Genomic DNA, 15,749 nt, shown 5'->3' with positions numbered 1-15,749 from the left:
CCAGGATCACCGGGCCGCCCCTTCCCGCAACCGTTCGATTACCAGTTCATGTTCAGCGACACGCCCACGGTACGCGGCTCGTTGTACACCGCGGCCATGTAGTTCTCGATCACGCCCTTGAGATTTTTCTCGTTGGTGATGTTGCGTGCGAACAGCGCGACTTCATAGGCACCGTAGTTGCCGGAGTAGCCGATCTTCAGGCCGCCCTCGAAGTCCCCCTTGGAGTTGAACTCCTTGCTGTCATACAGCACGAAGCTGGTATAGCCCTGCTTGTTCCAGTCGGTGGACACGAACATCGTGGCCGCGTCGCTGACCGGGAAATCGTAGCGTGCGGCCAGGTTGACGTTGTACTTCGGTGCGTTCGGCAACGGGTTGCCGTCGATCTGCGCGAAGGTGTTCGCACCCACCTTGATGGTCGGATCATCCACCGTGCACACCACCTGGCCATTCAGGCCGCAGACCTGCGCGTACACGCGCTTGTCCTTGATTTCGCTGTGCAGCAGGCTGACACCGGCGCTCAGGGTCAGGTTGGGAACCGGACGCAGTTCCATGTCTGCTTCGAAACCATACGCCTTGGCCTTGTCTGCGTTGAACAGCACGCCGTTGCCGTCCGAATCGTTGCCGTTGAGCTGGATGTCGTTGACGGTGTAGGTGAACGCGGTGGCGTTCAGGCGCAGGCGGTTGTCCCATAGGCTGCTCTTCACGCCGGCCTCCCAGGACAGGATGGTCTCCGAGTCGGCGGTGGTGAAGTCGGCATTGAACACGGCCGAACGGCCCTGGATGGTCGGCCCGCGGAAACCGCGCGCCACCTTCGCATAGACGCTGACGTCCGGCGTGATCTGGTACATCGCACTCAGGTCCCAGCTGGGCGTGGTATCGGACATCCTGACGTCGGTGCGGCCCTTGTAGGTCACCACACCGGCAGCGGTGTCGGCGGTCTTCAGCAGCCGGGTGTGCTTCTCGTCGCGGGTCTGGCGCAGGCCGGCGGTCACCGTGAACCTGTCGGTGAAGGCGTAGCTGAGCTGGCCGAAACCGGCCCAGGAGGTGTTCTTGTTGCGCAGGCGTACCCAGTTGTTGGGATTGCGCGCAGCGCCCTGCAGGAACCAGGCACGCTGGTAGAAGTCGGTGGTGTCGCTGCCGTTGAAATAGAACGCGCCGGCCTGCCACTGCAACGCGCTGTCGTCATGGCTGGCCAGACGGAATTCCTGGGTCCACTGGTCCAGGTCGCGGATCCGGCCCATCGACTGGCCGTAGCCGTTGGGCACGCCGTTGACCGGATAGTTCACCGCAGCACCGCCATCGGTATCGCCACGGCTGTAACCGGAGGTGGTTTCGTACGCGGTGATCGAAGTGAAGTCGATCGCGCCGAAGTCGTAGCGCGCCTTCACCGAGCCACCGTAGGTCTTGTAGGCCTGCGGGTTGTTGTCGGCTTCGTCGTAGGCGACCTGGTCGCGCGGCACGTCGGTGCGGTTGGAACCCTTGGTCAGCGCGCCGCGCAGGAACAGGGTCGAGGTGCCTTCGTAATCGCGCGCGTGTGCCGAGGCCAGGATCGAGAACTGCTCGCTCGGCGTCAGCAGCAGCTGGGCGCGGACGTTGCGGTCATCGAAACCGCCCATGGCGTTCTTCTTCGGGCTGACGGTGCCATCCGCACTCGGGCCGCTGTAGGTGTTGTCGACATAGTCGTCGCGATGCTGGTACAGGGCCGACACGCGGAACGAGGCGATATCGTTGATCGGACCGCCAAAGCCGCCATCGATCGACACGCTGTTGTAACTGGCGTAGCTGGCGCTGACGCGGCCGGTGTAGTCCTGCGTCGGCTTGAGCGTGTCGAACTTGACGATGCCGGCCGTGGTGTTGCGGCCGAACAGCGAACCCTGCGGGCCGCGCAGCACTTCCACCTGGTCCACGTCGTAGACCGGATTGGACTTGAGCACCACGTGCTCCAGCACCACGTCATCCTGGATGATCGACACCGGCTGGGAAGCACCCAGATAGAAATCGATGTTGCCCAGCCCGCGGATGTAGAAGCGCGGGAAGATACGACCGGTGGTGGTTTCCGCATACAGGCTCGGCACGCGGCCGGACAGCGCCAGCAGGGTGTCGTCGCCGCCGGCGGTGAAGTCGCGCATGCGCTCGCCCTGCACGACGCCCACCGACACCGGCACCTCCTGCAGGTTCTGCTCACGGTGTTCGGCGGTCACGGTGATGGTATCCAGCCCGGTGGGGGTCGGCGCACTGTCCTGCGCCGCGGCGCCGAAGCTGCCGACCAGCGCCAGGCCTGCGCAGGCCAGCGCGAGCGGATGGCGACGGAAGGAAACGAGGGAAGACGACATGCCCGACAGACGGCGGGAATCGGTATGGGAAGGCATCGAAAGCTCTGAGGAGACGTCCGGGCGGCCTGCGCGGGCCGGGCGGCGAGAAAGGGAACTGCTGCGCAGACTGGGGATTATCCTCCAAATTGTTACGATTTCGTTTCGCGCAACGGCATCGCACGAAAGCCGGCGGACTCGGCACAGTCGCCTATGGCCACGGCCGCGCGTCGCTTGGCAAGGCCGACCGCCAGCGATACAATGACACCGCACTACGGGGCCATAGCTCAGCTGGGAGAGCGCGTCGTTCGCAATGACGAGGTCAGGAGTTCGATCCTCCTTGGCTCCACCATATTTCCGTCCTAGACGGTGCGACCAAGGCTGGAAAGACCTGAAAATACAGGCTTTCCGGCCTTTTTCGTATCCAGCACAGTCCAGCCCAGACCAGCCGAATCCGGCGGTAAGTGGCGGTAGATTTGGCGGTAGCCAGGGCACTCCCTTAGCCTGTTACCGTCAAGGAGCCGCCCGATGCCTCTCACCGATACCGCCATCTGCAAGGCAAAACCTACGGGCAAGCCGCAGAAGCTGCGCGATGGCAACGGACCGTACATACTGTTACGACCGGATGTGGATAAGATCATCCTCCCTCTGGAAAGTGACATCTTCACTTCGATCGGTAATTTGCCAGTTGGGGCCATCACGGCTCCCGAGCTATTGAAGCACTTGGCGCGGATCGAGCAACGCGGAGCTATCGAGACCGCCCATCGCGCCCTAGAGACCCGCGGCGCGGTCTTCCGTTATGCCGTGAGGCCAAGGCGGGCCGACGGAGATTCGACAGGGGCCCTAAAGGGCGCGCTGACGCCGTGGCGCCCCATGCCATTCGCCGCCGCGACGATCCCGGCAGCTGCGACCGCCCTCCTTAGGAAGATCGACAGCAGTACCAGCAGACCAATTGTCCGGAGCGCGCTGCGCCTAGCTCCACTGCTCTCCGCCCTCCCGGCGAACTTGTCCGCATGAGGCGCATCGAGTTGGAATTGGATGTGGGCCGATGGCGCTACTTCGTAGCCACAACCAAGCGCCCCCATATCGCCACTCTTTCCTCGCAAGCGGTTGAAATCCTGCGCGAGCTGCATCCTCTTATCGGACGCGGCGAGTTCGTGTTCCCGGGCGGGCGCGACCCGCGCAGGCACATGTCCGGCAATGCCATGCTTGTAGCGGCACAACGCTGTGGCAATGAGAAGGACGAAAGCACCATCCACGGCTTTCGACACATGGCAAGCACGCTACACAATGAAGTGGGCTATTGGAATCCTGATGCAATCGAATCCGCGCCGAATCACAAAATGCTCGGGTGCGCGCGGGATCTACAACCAAGTGCAATATCTGGAGGAGCGCCGCAGGATGATGCAGGAATGGGCGAACTACTTGAGCACATTGAAGACCCCCACTGCGAGCAAGATTCTTTCTTTTGAGCGAAGAACTACACAGCGGCAGGCCCTCGGAGTCAGCAAATGAGTATCGCGGGAATACGCTCCAACCGAGGCGATGGTTACCAGACAATGGTGGCATTTGACTGGGCATTAACAATCTTATCCGATCCAGAGTATCTGTGGCTTGAGATCGACTCGACAACCTATTCAGTGGACGATGTAGTGGTCGGCAAAGCCGACGGCACTCTGATTGCATGTCAGTGCAAGAAGAATCAGACCAATTTCAAGGCTTGGTCTATAGCTGACCTTGCGGACGAGCTAGACAAAGCAGCCAACTTGCTAGGGACCGTCCAGAATTCCGAGGTGCTTTTCTATTCGCGCAACAACTTTGGCGACCTCGCCAAATTGAGAGAACATAGCTCAACTCAGGATAATGAAATTAGTTATCAAGCGAGTTTAGGCAAGGACCACCAAGTAACAGACGCGACTTTGAAGGCAAGGCTTATTAAGTCCGCACCCGGTCTTTCTTCCTATGAATTCCTGCGCCGCACAAAATTTGTGACCAGCGATGAACTGGAACGCATGGTCGACCTGCTAGGCGAGCGCTTGCGTAACATGGCGAGCAATCTGGATGCCGCATTCAATGCCCTCTGGGGACGCCTCGATCAACTCGGAGCGCGCATGGGGGGTGACAGCACATCCGCCACTCGGCACCGATTAACCAAAGACGATCTCAAAGCCATTCTTCATAAGGCTGGAGCAATGTTGGTTGCTCCTATGGATCTTGTCGAGGTGCGGTTGTCGTTTTCCGGAACCTCCGCTATTGGCAGATCATGGCGGAGAGATATTGCGGGGCAGCGGATTTCCAGCCCGACCGTGAACGAGCCGCTTACCGCAATCGACGCGAAGAAGCAGGCCATTTTACTCACCGGACTGCCCGGCTCTGGAAAAACCTGCGTGATGCTTGAGCTGCAAGATGCTTTGGAGCAACTAGCTGAATTCCGTTCAGACATTGCGCCACTCTTCATTCAATCGCGTGAGTTCGCCGACCTAGTTACGACGCAAGATAGACAATCACAAGGTTTGCCCGAGCAATGGGTTGAAAAGGCAGCCCGTCTGGCTGAAACCACGCATGTAATTGTGGTCATTGACTCGCTGGATGTGCTTTCCATTGCTCGCGACCATCGTGTACTGACCCACTTTTTTGCGCAGATGGATCGTTTGTTGTTAGTTCCAAATGTCACGGTGGTTACTGCTTGCCCAGATTTTGACAGACATTACGACCGTCGAATTGCCGAAAGAAAATGGGATTGCGAATTGAAGTGTCAGCAGTTGGACTGGGATACTGAAATTTCGCCGCTGCTTGATAGGCTTGGAATTGCAACGAACTCCATCGATACAGTTACTCGCGAGCTCATAAAAAATCCACGCGAACTCGCGCTGTTCGTCGAGCTTGCACAACGCGATGGCAGCTTCAATGTGGTGACCAGTCAGGCCTTGGCGCAACGCTATCTCGATACTATCGTGCGGGCCAACAACGCACTGGGGGATGCGGCAATTCAAGCGATAGAAGCCATTGCCTCGGATATGCTGAGTTCACGCAGCCTGGCTGTGCCGCATCAACGTTTCGGCGCATCGCAGGAAATTCTCCGGAGGCTTTGCAGTCTCAATGTGATACAAGAAACTCAGGACGGGAAACTGACGTTCGGGCATCAAACCTTGCTGGACGTATTGGTCATCAGTGGAGCGGTCCGCAGTGGTGTCACGCTTAATGGGTTTCTTCAGGGGCTGCCGCCCGTCCCTTTCGTCCGTCCTAGCATCCGCAGTTTTGTTGGCCAACTGGCACTGGGCGAGCGTCGCGAATTTAGGAAGCAGATACGTGCCGTATTAACAGGCAGCGCAGCCTTTCACATCAAGCGCTTGGTTGCGGAATCATTCTCAGAGCAGAATCCACAGGACGATGACTGGCCATTAATACGCGACTTACGCGAAAAGCACCGTGACGTTTTTCAGGTTATCTATGGCGCTGGGGCAATTGAGTGGCACCATTTCTGGTTAAGGCATCTGGTTCCCGACTTGAGGAATGCACGGGATGCCGAAGGGATGGCAAGGCATATTCATCGAATAGCGCGGTGGGGAAATGCAGATGCTGCAGGCGTTCTGGCATTATGGACGGAGGCGCTATCCCTGGATTGGCTGGACAGAAATGGCATTGCAGAGCAACTTGGATTTCATCTATCCGAAATCAAGTCTGACAATACTGCGCTGCTTGTTCCGCTGCTTGAGCGGCTACTCGATCTGCCACGCTCTGAGCACAGCTCTCTTGGCAGAGCCATCGCGCGCTGTGTGGCGGCAGGCGTAGCGGATGACTCTCTACTTTGGCGTTATATCGCAGATGGCGTTAGCGACGATGACCTACTTGAGTTCAGGTTTGATAACAAATTGCGTTGCAAACCTCATGAGTTCGGAGACCGGGAGGAAAACTTCATCCGTCAACGCATGAAACAGTCGACCGCGTTGCTGGATTTAGCCTTGGAATCGATTGAGCACTGGAGCAATGTTCGCACATCGCGCCATGGCGAAACCCGCATCAGTTACCGATATGGGTTTTTGAGGGAAACATCATACGATGATGTGCACAGCCAGAAAGATATGCGACATGCAGGCGGCATGGATGTCTTGCTTGACGCGCTTGAGGCGGCCATCATTCACCATGCGAAAATAAATTCGGGCTGGCGGCTAAATAACCGCGAACGCCTATACTCCAATCGCGAAGGGGCATTAATTTACTTCACCACCCTCGCTTGCAATGCATCGTCTGAAGCCAACATCGATCTAATAGGTCGCATGTTGTGCGACAAGAATTTGCTGGAGTTTGAGCTTTCCTACGAATTGGGAACGCTGATTCAGTCGGCATTCCCCCTGCTCGACGCCCAAGTACAAGATGATGTGATGGCGAACATCTTGACCCTGTGGGGTGAAGAGTCTTCCGATGAGCCTAGCCGTTTCTGGACACTAAAAAAACGAGCTGAACTTATCGTTGCGATCCCTTGCTACCAACGCTCGCCGGAAGCACAGGAAATGTTGGAGGCATATGAGAAGAAGGCTGGCACGCTGATTCGGCAGCCGTATATATGCTCACGTGGCGGAATAGTAAGGGCGCCGTTTTCATATGAGGTCTTCCTCAATTCAGGCAATGCCGCAGTGTCGTGCTTATTGTCACATTATTCCGGATATGAAAGTTGTTTCGATGATTTTCTTGTTGGCGGTGAACGCGAGGTTGGCTGGCAACTACGAGAAGCCTCGTCCCGCCACCCCGCGCGATTCCTTGACTTTTTGAATAGTTATTGGATAGATATTCCTGAGCAATTTCGGGATGACATCCTAGGCGGCGTTGCCACTCATCTCGCTCATCGTTATGGAAACTTGCAAGCCAATAGCACATGGGAGCCTATTGATGAGCCAGATGCCTCTTTCTTGGCAGGACTGATTCTTGATGAGCTGGAAAGGCACCCCGCGCATTGGAGGCACAAACGCTCCGCAGCCCAAGCGCTGGAAGCCTGTTCGAACGTCATATACGACCCGAAAAGTGCTGAGCGGTTGATTTTTCTTGCCATAGGATTTGGAGACCTTCATGAAGAAGATCCGATCAAGGGAGATAACCTCGAGCTGATCTCCATAGGCATCAATATGGCAAAGGGGGGTGTTGCCGAAGCCTTGATGATCCTGGCGAATAATTTAGGTGAGCGCGACATTGAATTCCCTAAACTACTGATACCTACCTTGCGCCGTTTTGCTAGTGACGAACACCCTGCGATTCGCTCGCTGATCTTGCGCCGCCTACCATACTTGCAGAGCAAAGATTTTGATCTGGGCTGGAATTTGTTTTACCTAGCCATGAAAGATTCGGAGAGGCTTTGGGAAGTCGCGGAGCCCTGCCTTTATTACGCCTACCACAGTCATTTTGAAGTGGTGAAGCCTTTGCTGGCGCGTCTCCGTGATGAGGGCAGTGAAAAGGACCTAGAAACATGGGGACGCATTTCAGCACTGGCGACCATGGACCAAAAAATGGATCTTGCCGACCTGCTGGAAGGACTGAAAGCACTGGATAAAACGGAGGCTTGGCAGGGAGTTGCCACTGTTTGGACAAACCTTGAAAACATCCAGCAGCACCGGGAACAGTGCCTTCTAGGGTTAGATACGGGCTTAAATTCCGGCACCACTCATGCCGAAGCGATTGCTGAACAGATGGGGCATCTTTTCGACAAGCCAGGGACGATCTCTGTTCCGATAGGGCTGATTCGACGTTGTTTTGATTTATTCAGAAGCGATAACGATATAGAGAAAAAACACCATCGCCTCTTCGGGTTTCACGAATGGCTAAATGCGACATCGCAACGTGATCCCGAACAAGCCTTGGCTGCAACTGAAATTTATTTAGCGTATGTCAGCCATTGCAAACCATATCTATATGACCATGAGGATAGTCTTACCCAGCTAATGACCCGTCTCTTTGCAGAAGCAGAAGAACGAGAAGAGTCTGACGGTGGCGCGATGCTGCAACGTGTGGTTGTCGCACAAGACACACTACTTTTGCTGGGAGTCAACGGCGTGGCCGATTGGTTGAAGGCGGCCGAGCGGCCATAACCGCTAACAAGATCACAGATGGAGTTCCTGACATCATACAGCTTGATATACAACCTCTGAGTTATAGACGAAGTGCCTTGGGCCGTCGTTTGGCACATAAAGACGAAAGACCAGAAGCGCCAGAGGTGGCGTGCAAGCCGAAGGCCCGCTACGCATACTGCGATCATGCCTATGAGCCCAAGCATTGATTCTTCTGCGTCAACGGCATCTATATCGCCAACCCACATGCCCACCAGGGCATGAAAAAGGCCGGAACTCCTGACACCCAGGGTCCGGCCTTTTTCGTTGCGCGCCCCGGGCTAACGGGCCGATGAGACGCGCGACCTGCGCATGACCGAGCCCGGTGGCGACAAACCCGGCATCGGGCAGCCGCTGGCTCGGGCCGAGGGCGCTTGCAGCAATGACGCGTCAGGCAGGCTCCTGCCCACCGTCCTTGCGCCGTGGACTGCGCGAGTGGGTGTCACGTACCTGCTGGTCGCGCTGTCCCGGACGCTGCTTGGCGACGTCGTCCTGCTTCCGGTCCTGGCGGCTTTCCTGCACCCCCTGGCGTGGATCGGGCGTGTCCTTTTCGTGTCTGCTCATGCGTGGCTCCGCCGCCGGCGGAGGCCGACGCTGGTGCCACGCTAGACGTCGCCGGGTAACGGACGGGTCAGTCCGGCGCGAACGCCATGTGCAGCCGCCGGCCGTCCCCTCAGGTGCGATTGATGGATATCCCGCCGTCCACGCGCATCGCACTGCCGGTCACGAAGCTGCCTTCATCGCTGGCCAGGAACAGCGCAGCGTTGGCGATCTCTTCCGGCCCGGCCAGGCGCTTGAGCGCATGCAGCGACCGTACGAAGTCCAGCGCATCCTCGTCTGGCGCAGCCTGCCGGCCCATCTCGGTGTCGGTGCCGCCGGGCAGCAGCACGTTGCAACGCACGCCCCGTGCGCCGTACTCCGCGGCGATCACCTGGCTCAGGCCGATCAGCCCGGCCTTGCTCGAGGCGTAAGCGGCCATGCCGGGCAAGCCGACGGTATGGCCGACGATGGTGCCGACGAACACCAGCGAGCCGCCGCCCCGCGCCAGCAGGGCTGGCAACTGCGCACGCGCGGCGTGGAAGGCTGCATCGAGGTTGGTGGCCATCACCTGCCTCCAGGCGTCCACCGGAAACTCCGCAGCGGGCACGCCCGGCCCCAGCATCCCAGCATTGTTGATCGCGATGTCCAGGCCTCCGAAGGCCCGCTTCGCCAGGTCGACCAGCACCTGTGCAGTGTCCGGCCCGGCGACATCGGCGGCATGCACCACCGCCTCGCCGCCGGCAGCACGGATTTGATCGGCCAGCGCCTGCAACGGCTCCGGCTGCCGCGCGTTGAGCACCAGCCTTGCGCCCTCGGCGGCGAAACGCAGCGCGCAGGCGCGGCCGATGCCGGCGCTGGCACCGGTGATGAGGGCGATCTTGTCGTGCAGGCGCATGTTCGGGGTCCAGGCAGTGAAGTGGACCCTACGATGTCGCGCCCCTGCCCCGTTGACACTCCGTTTCCGGGCCCTGCCGGCGCGTGCAGGAAACGGAGTTTCCGCCAGCGGGGCACGTGCCAGAATCGACGCATGGACACTGCCATCGCAACCCTCGATGCCCGCGTCGAACGCGTCTGCCGCCACCTGCAGGCCCGCCTCGACGAACCCTCGCTGCAGGAGCTTGCCGAACTGGCGGGCTGCAGCCCGACCCGCCTGCATCGCCTGTTCAAGCAGGCAACCGGACTGACCCCGAAGCAGTATGCCGCGGCCCTGCGTGCCGAGCGGCTGCGCACAGGACTGCAACAGCAGGCGCGCATTACCGATGCCTTCCACGACGCCGGCTTCGGCTCCAGCGGCCGCTTCTACGAGAACGCGCCGCGCCTGCTGGGAATGACGCCCCGGCAATGGCGCAGCGGTGGACGCGGTGAGGTGATCCATTTCGCCATCGCCGAAAGCTCCTTGGGCAGCGTACTGGTGGCCAGCAGCAGCATCGGCGTGGTGGCGATCCTGCTCGGCGACGATCCGGAAGCGCTGCTGCAGTCGTTGCAGCAACGCTTCCGCCAGGCGGAGCTGGTCGGCGCCGACAGCGGCTACGAGCAGCTGGTGGCGCAGGTGATCGGCCTGGTCGAGGATCCGGCACGTGGCGCGACACTGCCACTGGACATCCGCGGCACCGCCTTCCAGCAGCGCGTCTGGCAGGCGCTGCAGCAGATTCCCCAGGGGCAGACCGCATCGTATGCCGACATTGCCGCGCGCATCGGCGCGCCGCGTTCCGGCCGCGCGGTCGCGCGTGCCTGCGCCAGCAATCCACTGGCGGTGGCGGTGCCATGCCATCGCGTGGTGCGCCGCGATGGCGATCTGTCCGGCTATGCCTGGGGTGTGGCCCGCAAGCGCGAACTGCTGCGCCGGGAGAAAGCCGCCAACGGCTGATGCCGCCGCATCAGGACCGGGCGGATGCCGCCCGTGGCCGGCTCGCGCCGTGGCAGCGCCGGGCCATGCCCGGCAGACCTCGGCGAGGGCTCAGTCCAGCTTCACCACCAGCTTGCCGAAGTTGCGCCCCTGCAGCAGCCCGAAGAAGGCATCCGGTGCGCTCTGCAGCCCTTCGACCACGTCCTCGCGGTACTGGATGCGCCCTTCCCGCAGCCAGTGCGCCATCTCGCGTTCGAACTGCGGCCACAGGTGGTTGAAGTCGTGCACGATGAAGCCGCGCACCGTCAGCCGCTGCCGCAGGATCTGGCTGAACAATGCCGGCAGGCGATCGGGCCCGGGATGCTCGACGCCGCGCGCGTTGTAGGTGGCGATGGTGCCGCAGACCGGAATGCGGGCGAAATCGTTGAGCAGTGGCAGCACCGCGTCGAGTACGTGGCCGCCGACATTCTCGAAGTAGACGTCGATGCCGTCCGGCACGGCGGCGCGCAGCTGCGCGGCGAAATCAGCCGCGCGATGGTCCAGCGCCACATCCACGCCAAGCGATTGCAGGTAGGCACGCTTGCCATCGCCACCGGCAATGGCGACCACGCGGGCGCCCTGCAGTTTGGCCAGCTGGGCGACGGTTGCCCCCACCGGCCCGGTCGCAGCGGCGACCACCAGCGTCTCGCCCGGCTGCAGCCGGGCGATTTCATGCAGGCTGGAATACGCGCTGAATCCCGGCATGCCATACACGCCGAGTGCCGTGCTCAGCGGCAGGCCCGCCGGGTCCAGCCGGCGCCCCAGCACCTGCGCATCCAGCACCGCATGGGTCTGCCATCCCCCAGGCGCCAGGAACAACTCGCCCACCGCGATTCCCGCCGCATTCGACTGCAGCACTTCGGCGACGGTCTGCCCTTCCATCACCGCACCCACGGCAACGGGAGGCGCATAGGAAGGTCCCTCGTCCATGCGCCCGCGCATATACGGATCCAGCGACAGATAGCGGTTGCGCAGCAGCACCTGTCCTGCTGCCGGCGCCGGCAGCGGCGACTGCTCCAGGCGGAAATTGGTAGCGATCGGCGCACCCTGCGGCCGCGAGGCGAGCACGATGCGGGTGGTGGTCGGTTGATCAGCCATGGGATGGACTCTGCTGCGGACAGCATTGGACGGGAGGGGCGACAATACGTCGCGACGATCGGCGCGTGCGGCGGCGAAAACAGCGTTCCATCGCCTGCCTGATGGACCCGCGGCCGCATGCCTTGCCCCTGCGTGTTTGCCGATGCGGGCGGTCCGCTGATTTCCGCTGCAGGCGACGATCCTCCCCCACCTCCGCGACCACCCACCTCGTCCGCCATCGACCTGCACCGCCACCTCGGCACGACGCAGGATCAACCACTTGCGCCCGCGCAGACGGCAATGTGAAGGTTTTTTTCCAAAATGCTTGCCGAAGACAGCCGACCTCCGTAATATGCGCGTCCTTGGCAGCGACGTCGCTGCAACGAAACACGTGGCCGAGTAGCTCAGTTGGTAGAGCAGGGGATTGAAAATCCCCGTGTCGGCGGTTCGATTCCGTCCTCGGCCACCACGTTCGAAGGCCTGCAGAAATGCAGGTCTTTTTTTTCCGGCCACCGCTGTCGATCGCGGTCTGCCGCACAATCTGGCCGAGTAGCTCAGTTGGTAGAGCAGGGGATTGAAAATCCCCGTGTCGGCGGTTCGATTCCGTCCTCGGCCACCATGCTTGAAGACCTGCAGAAATGCGGGTCTTTTTTTGTTTCCGGCGCGCCATGCAGGCGGTTGACGAAACATTCACACCGGCACGCAGCACGCCCCCTACGCTCCAGTGTCCTGCCGGAGTCTGCCGATGCATCTGCGCCCTGCCCTGTTCGCCTGCCTGCTGCTGGCTTCGCTGTCCGCGACCGCCAGCGAACCCGTGCGTGCCGTCGATGCACTGGACATCGACCGCTATGCCGGCCAGTGGCACGAGATCGCCCACCTGCCCGTGTCGTTCCAGAAGCGCTGCGTCGGCGACATCACCGCACACTATGCATTGCGCCGCGATGGCCGCATCAGCGTCACCAATGCCTGCCGCAATGGCGACGGCGAACGCGTGGTGGCTGAAGGCGTGGCCCGGCCCGTGGCCGGACATCCCGGCCAGTTGCAGGTGCGCTTCGTCCCCGACTGGCTGAGCTGGGTGCCGCTGGTCTGGGCCGACTACTGGGTGCTGGCGCTGGATCCGGACTACCAGTGGGCCATGGTCGGCGGCCCTGACCGCAAGTATCTGTGGATCCTGTCGCGCCTGCCGGAAATGGACCGCGCACGGTTCGAACAGCTGAAGGCCAAGGCCGAGGCGATGGGCTACGACCTGGCGCCGCTGCGCCTGATGGCACCGATACGCGACGCAGCGGCCGACTGAGCCGCCCCGCGCGGCTGCGCGCAACGCGCCCGCTCCGGCGCTGCGCGTGTCCGGCCGCCATCTTCACGCGCTACCCTCTGCGGCGGGTCGCCACAGGCGATCCACTGAACCATACGCCGTAGTATGCTTACGCCAACGCACCCCCTTCAGAGGACTTGCGCCCATGTTGCACCGTTTCCGTACCGTCTTGATCGTCCTGTGCACCCTCGCCCTCGCCGCCTGCAGCGACGGCATCGTCAAGCGCGTCTCGGAACCGGCCGCAAGCCTGCAGCAGCTGACCGTCCGCGCCGACGGCAACTGGACCGTGGCGCTGCGCCTGCAGAACTACAGCTCGATGCCGATGACCTTCGACGATGTGTCCCTGGCGCTGAGCGTCGGCGACAGCGAAGCCGGCACCCTGCAGGCCCGTCCCGGCATCTCCATCGGCGGCACCTCCGCCGACGTCATCACGGTCGACCTGGTGCCCAGCTCGGCCGCACGCCTGGTGGTGGCCGATGCGCTGGCCGGCAACCGCACCCTGGCCTATGGCCTGAAAGGTTCGGTGACAGCCACGCCGCAGGAAAAGAAGCAGCGCAGCTTCGACGTCAGCAGCCGCAGCACGTTGAACCAGGCGCCGGGCCTGCCGGGCGTGCTGCGCTGAACACCGCTTTCCATCGCGGCGCACCGCGCCGTTCTCCCTGTCCCTGATCGAGACGTATCCGATGAGCAGCTACACCGCCCCGCTTTCCGACCTCCGTTTCGCCCTGCACGACGTGCTCAAGGTCGAACCGCTGTTCGCCCGCCTGGGCTTCACCGACGCCACCGCCGACGTGGTCGATGCCGTGCTGGAGGAAGCCGGCCGTTTCAGCGAGCGTGCTGGCCCCGCTCAACAGCGTGGGCGATGAAATCGGCTGCGTGCTCGACCAGGCCACCGGCGAAGTCACCACCCCGCCTGGCTTCAAGCAGGCCTATGACCAGTTCGTCGACGGCGGCTGGACCGGCCTGACCGCCGCACCCGAGCTGGGCGGCCAGGGACTGCCGCACACCCTGGGCGTGCCGCTGAATGAAATGATCAACGCTGCCAATCTGGCGTGGGGCAATTTCCCGCTGCTCTCGCACGGCGCCATTGAAGCGCTCAAGCAGCACGGCGAAGCGTGGCAGCACGACGCCTTCCTGAAGCCCCTGATCGAAGGCCGCTGGACCGGCACCATGTGCCTGACCGAACCCCACTGCGGTACCGACCTGGGCCTGCTCAAGACCAAGGCCGAGCCGAACGCCGATGGCAGCTACGCGATCACCGGCACCAAGATCTTCATCACTGCCGGCGAGCACGACCTGACCGGCAACATCGTGCACCTGGTGCTGGCCAAGCTGCCCGACGCGCCGCCGGGTGCAAAGGGAATCTCGCTGTTCGTCACCCCGAAGTTCAAGGTCGACCGCGAGGGCAACGTCGGCGAGCGCAACGCGCTGCGCTGCGGCTCCATCGAGCACAAGATGGGCATCAAGGGCTCGGTCACCTGCGTGATGAACTTCGACGGCGCGCAGGGCTATCTGGTCGGCCAGCCGCACAAGGGCCTGCAGGCAATGTTCACCATGATGAACACTGCGCGCCTGGGCGTCGGCCTGCAGGGCATCGGCCTGTCCGAACGCGCCTATCAGAACGCGCTCAAGTACAGCCGTGAGCGCCTGCAGTCGCGCGCCCTGAGCGGCGCGAAGTTCCCGGACAGGCCGGCCGACCCGATCCTGGTCCATCCGGACGTGCGTCGCATGCTGCTGACGGTGAAGTCACTGGTGGAAGGCAGCCGCCTGCTGGCCCTGCACGCGGCCACCCTGATCGACATCGCCCACCGCGCCGACGACGCTGCCGAGCGCGAGCGCGCCGACACCCTGGTGAGCTTCCTGACCCCGATCTCCAAGGCCTGCCAGACCGAATGGGGCATCGAGAACACCTACAACGCCCTGCAGTGCTTCGGTGGCCACGGCTACATCCGCGAACACGGCATGGAGCAGCTGGCGCGCGATGCACGCATCACCACGCTGTATGAAGGCACCACCGGCATCCAGGCGCTGGACCTGATCGGCCGCAAGACCGCCTCCAGCCAGGGGGCCGGCCTCAAGCTGATGCTGGCCGAGATCGAGGCCTTCGCCAGGGAACACGAGGGCAACGAAGCGCTGGCCGAGTTCATCGGCCCACTGCGCGCCAAGGCTGCCGAATGGGGCAAGCTGACCATGGACGTGCTGCAGCGCGCCGCCGGCAACCCGGACGAGCTGGGTGCGGCCAGCTACGACTACCTGTTCTATTCCGGCTACGTGGTGCTGGCGTACTGGTGGGCACGCAGTGTCGCCGCCGCCGACGCCAGTGTGCACGGCGCGGCATTCGCGCAGGGCAAGCGCGAGACCGCGCGCTTCTACTTCGCCCGTGTGCTGCCGCGTACGCTCAGCCATGCTGCCGCGATCCAGGCCGGTGCCGCGCCGCTGATGGCGATGGACGACGAGCGCTTCGGCGCCTGAGCCCATCCCGCCGGTAGATCCACGCCATGCGTGGATGAGGGGTCAGAGCCCTTTCC

10 protein-coding genes, 3 tRNA genes and 1 pseudogene are annotated in these 15,749 nt (G+C 61.8%); 10 read left to right on the top strand and 4 right to left on the bottom strand.

What is annotated here, in order from left to right; all coding sequences use genetic code 11:
* Positions 1–38 precede the first annotated feature (38 nt).
* Positions 39–2,333, bottom strand: a complete 2,295-nt coding sequence (locus AC06FB_RS05765) for a TonB-dependent receptor (protein ID WP_315974026.1) — start codon at positions 2,331–2,333, stop codon at positions 39–41.
* 252 nt (positions 2,334–2,585) lie between these two features.
* On the opposite strand from AC06FB_RS05765, the gene AC06FB_RS05760 reads away from it, so the two are divergent.
* From AC06FB_RS05760 to AC06FB_RS05745, 4 genes are all read left to right on the top strand, one after another.
* Positions 2,586–2,661, top strand: a tRNA-Ala gene (locus AC06FB_RS05760).
* A gap of 176 nt (positions 2,662–2,837) precedes the next feature.
* A complete protein-coding gene (locus AC06FB_RS05755) occupies positions 2,838–3,326 on the top strand; it encodes a phage integrase central domain-containing protein (protein WP_277380900.1) in 489 nt (162 codons plus the stop codon).
* Entirely contained in the window at positions 3,323–3,781 is a 459-nt protein-coding gene (locus AC06FB_RS05750) for a tyrosine-type recombinase/integrase (RefSeq protein ID WP_277380901.1), read from the top strand. The genes AC06FB_RS05755 and AC06FB_RS05750 overlap by 4 nt, the downstream gene beginning before the upstream one ends.
* A gap of 39 nt (positions 3,782–3,820) precedes the next feature.
* Positions 3,821–8,386, top strand: a complete 4,566-nt coding sequence (locus tag AC06FB_RS05745; protein WP_478053453.1) for an AAA family ATPase — start codon at positions 3,821–3,823, stop codon at positions 8,384–8,386.
* Positions 8,387–8,794: 408 nt separating this feature from the next.
* On the opposite strand, the gene AC06FB_RS05740 is transcribed toward AC06FB_RS05745, so the two are convergent.
* Positions 8,795–8,968, bottom strand: coding sequence for a hypothetical protein (locus AC06FB_RS05740; protein WP_164972374.1), 174 nt, complete (start codon positions 8,966–8,968; stop codon positions 8,795–8,797).
* Positions 8,969–9,077: 109 nt separating this feature from the next.
* Positions 9,078–9,839 (bottom strand): SDR family oxidoreductase, encoded by a 762-nt coding sequence (locus tag AC06FB_RS05735; RefSeq protein WP_253119466.1) that lies wholly within the window; start codon positions 9,837–9,839, stop codon positions 9,078–9,080.
* Between the two features lie 132 nt (positions 9,840–9,971).
* On the opposite strand from AC06FB_RS05735, the gene AC06FB_RS05730 reads away from it, so the two are divergent.
* Positions 9,972–10,811, top strand: coding sequence for a bifunctional transcriptional activator/DNA repair enzyme AdaA (locus AC06FB_RS05730; protein WP_277380904.1), 840 nt, complete (start codon positions 9,972–9,974; stop codon positions 10,809–10,811).
* A gap of 90 nt (positions 10,812–10,901) precedes the next feature.
* Here the strand turns inward: AC06FB_RS05730 and AC06FB_RS05725 are convergent, their stop codons facing one another.
* Positions 10,902–11,927 carry an NADP-dependent oxidoreductase gene (locus AC06FB_RS05725; RefSeq protein WP_478053452.1) on the bottom strand — a complete coding sequence of 342 codons (1,026 nt, stop codon included), beginning with the start codon at positions 11,925–11,927 and terminating at the stop codon, positions 10,902–10,904.
* A gap of 372 nt (positions 11,928–12,299) precedes the next feature.
* Between AC06FB_RS05725 and AC06FB_RS05720 the strand changes: the two genes are divergently transcribed.
* From AC06FB_RS05720 to AC06FB_RS05700, 5 genes and pseudogenes are all read left to right on the top strand, one after another.
* A tRNA-Phe gene (locus tag AC06FB_RS05720) sits at positions 12,300–12,375 on the top strand.
* A 74-nt stretch (positions 12,376–12,449) separates the two neighbouring features.
* Positions 12,450–12,525 (top strand) — tRNA-Phe (locus AC06FB_RS05715).
* A gap of 126 nt (positions 12,526–12,651) precedes the next feature.
* Positions 12,652–13,203, top strand: a complete 552-nt coding sequence (locus AC06FB_RS05710; protein WP_478053451.1) for a lipocalin family protein — start codon at positions 12,652–12,654, stop codon at positions 13,201–13,203.
* 163 nt (positions 13,204–13,366) lie between these two features.
* On the top strand, positions 13,367–13,843 hold the full coding sequence (locus AC06FB_RS05705; protein ID WP_065181910.1) for an LEA/WHy family protein: 477 nt from the start codon (positions 13,367–13,369) through the stop codon (positions 13,841–13,843).
* A 61-nt stretch (positions 13,844–13,904) separates the two neighbouring features.
* Positions 13,905–15,693 (top strand): annotated as a pseudogene (locus tag AC06FB_RS05700) (acyl-CoA dehydrogenase C-terminal domain-containing protein).
* The last annotated feature ends 56 nt before the right edge of the window (positions 15,694–15,749 follow it).

It is taken from the genome of Stenotrophomonas sp. Steno-C15, from assembly GCF_056393265.1.
This window is presented reverse-complemented; position numbering and strand designations above follow the sequence as displayed.

Coding starts and splice junctions, on each gene's coding strand:
- AC06FB_RS05755 (WP_277380900.1), top strand. CDS start 2,838: ATGCCTCTCACCGATACCGCCATCTGCAAGGCAAAACCTACGGGCAAG.
- AC06FB_RS05740 (WP_164972374.1), bottom strand. CDS start 8,968: ATGAGCAGACACGAAAAGGACACGCCCGATCCACGCCAGGGGGTGCAG.
- AC06FB_RS05730 (WP_277380904.1), top strand. CDS start 9,972: ATGGACACTGCCATCGCAACCCTCGATGCCCGCGTCGAACGCGTCTGC.
- AC06FB_RS05705 (WP_065181910.1), top strand. CDS start 13,367: ATGTTGCACCGTTTCCGTACCGTCTTGATCGTCCTGTGCACCCTCGCC.
- AC06FB_RS05750 (WP_277380901.1), top strand. CDS start 3,323: ATGAGGCGCATCGAGTTGGAATTGGATGTGGGCCGATGGCGCTACTTC.
- AC06FB_RS05710 (WP_478053451.1), top strand. CDS start 12,652: ATGCATCTGCGCCCTGCCCTGTTCGCCTGCCTGCTGCTGGCTTCGCTG.
- AC06FB_RS05725 (WP_478053452.1), bottom strand. CDS start 11,927: ATGGCTGATCAACCGACCACCACCCGCATCGTGCTCGCCTCGCGGCCG.
- AC06FB_RS05735 (WP_253119466.1), bottom strand. CDS start 9,839: ATGCGCCTGCACGACAAGATCGCCCTCATCACCGGTGCCAGCGCCGGC.
- AC06FB_RS05745 (WP_478053453.1), top strand. CDS start 3,821: ATGAGTATCGCGGGAATACGCTCCAACCGAGGCGATGGTTACCAGACA.
- AC06FB_RS05765 (WP_315974026.1), bottom strand. CDS start 2,333: ATGTCGTCTTCCCTCGTTTCCTTCCGTCGCCATCCGCTCGCGCTGGCC.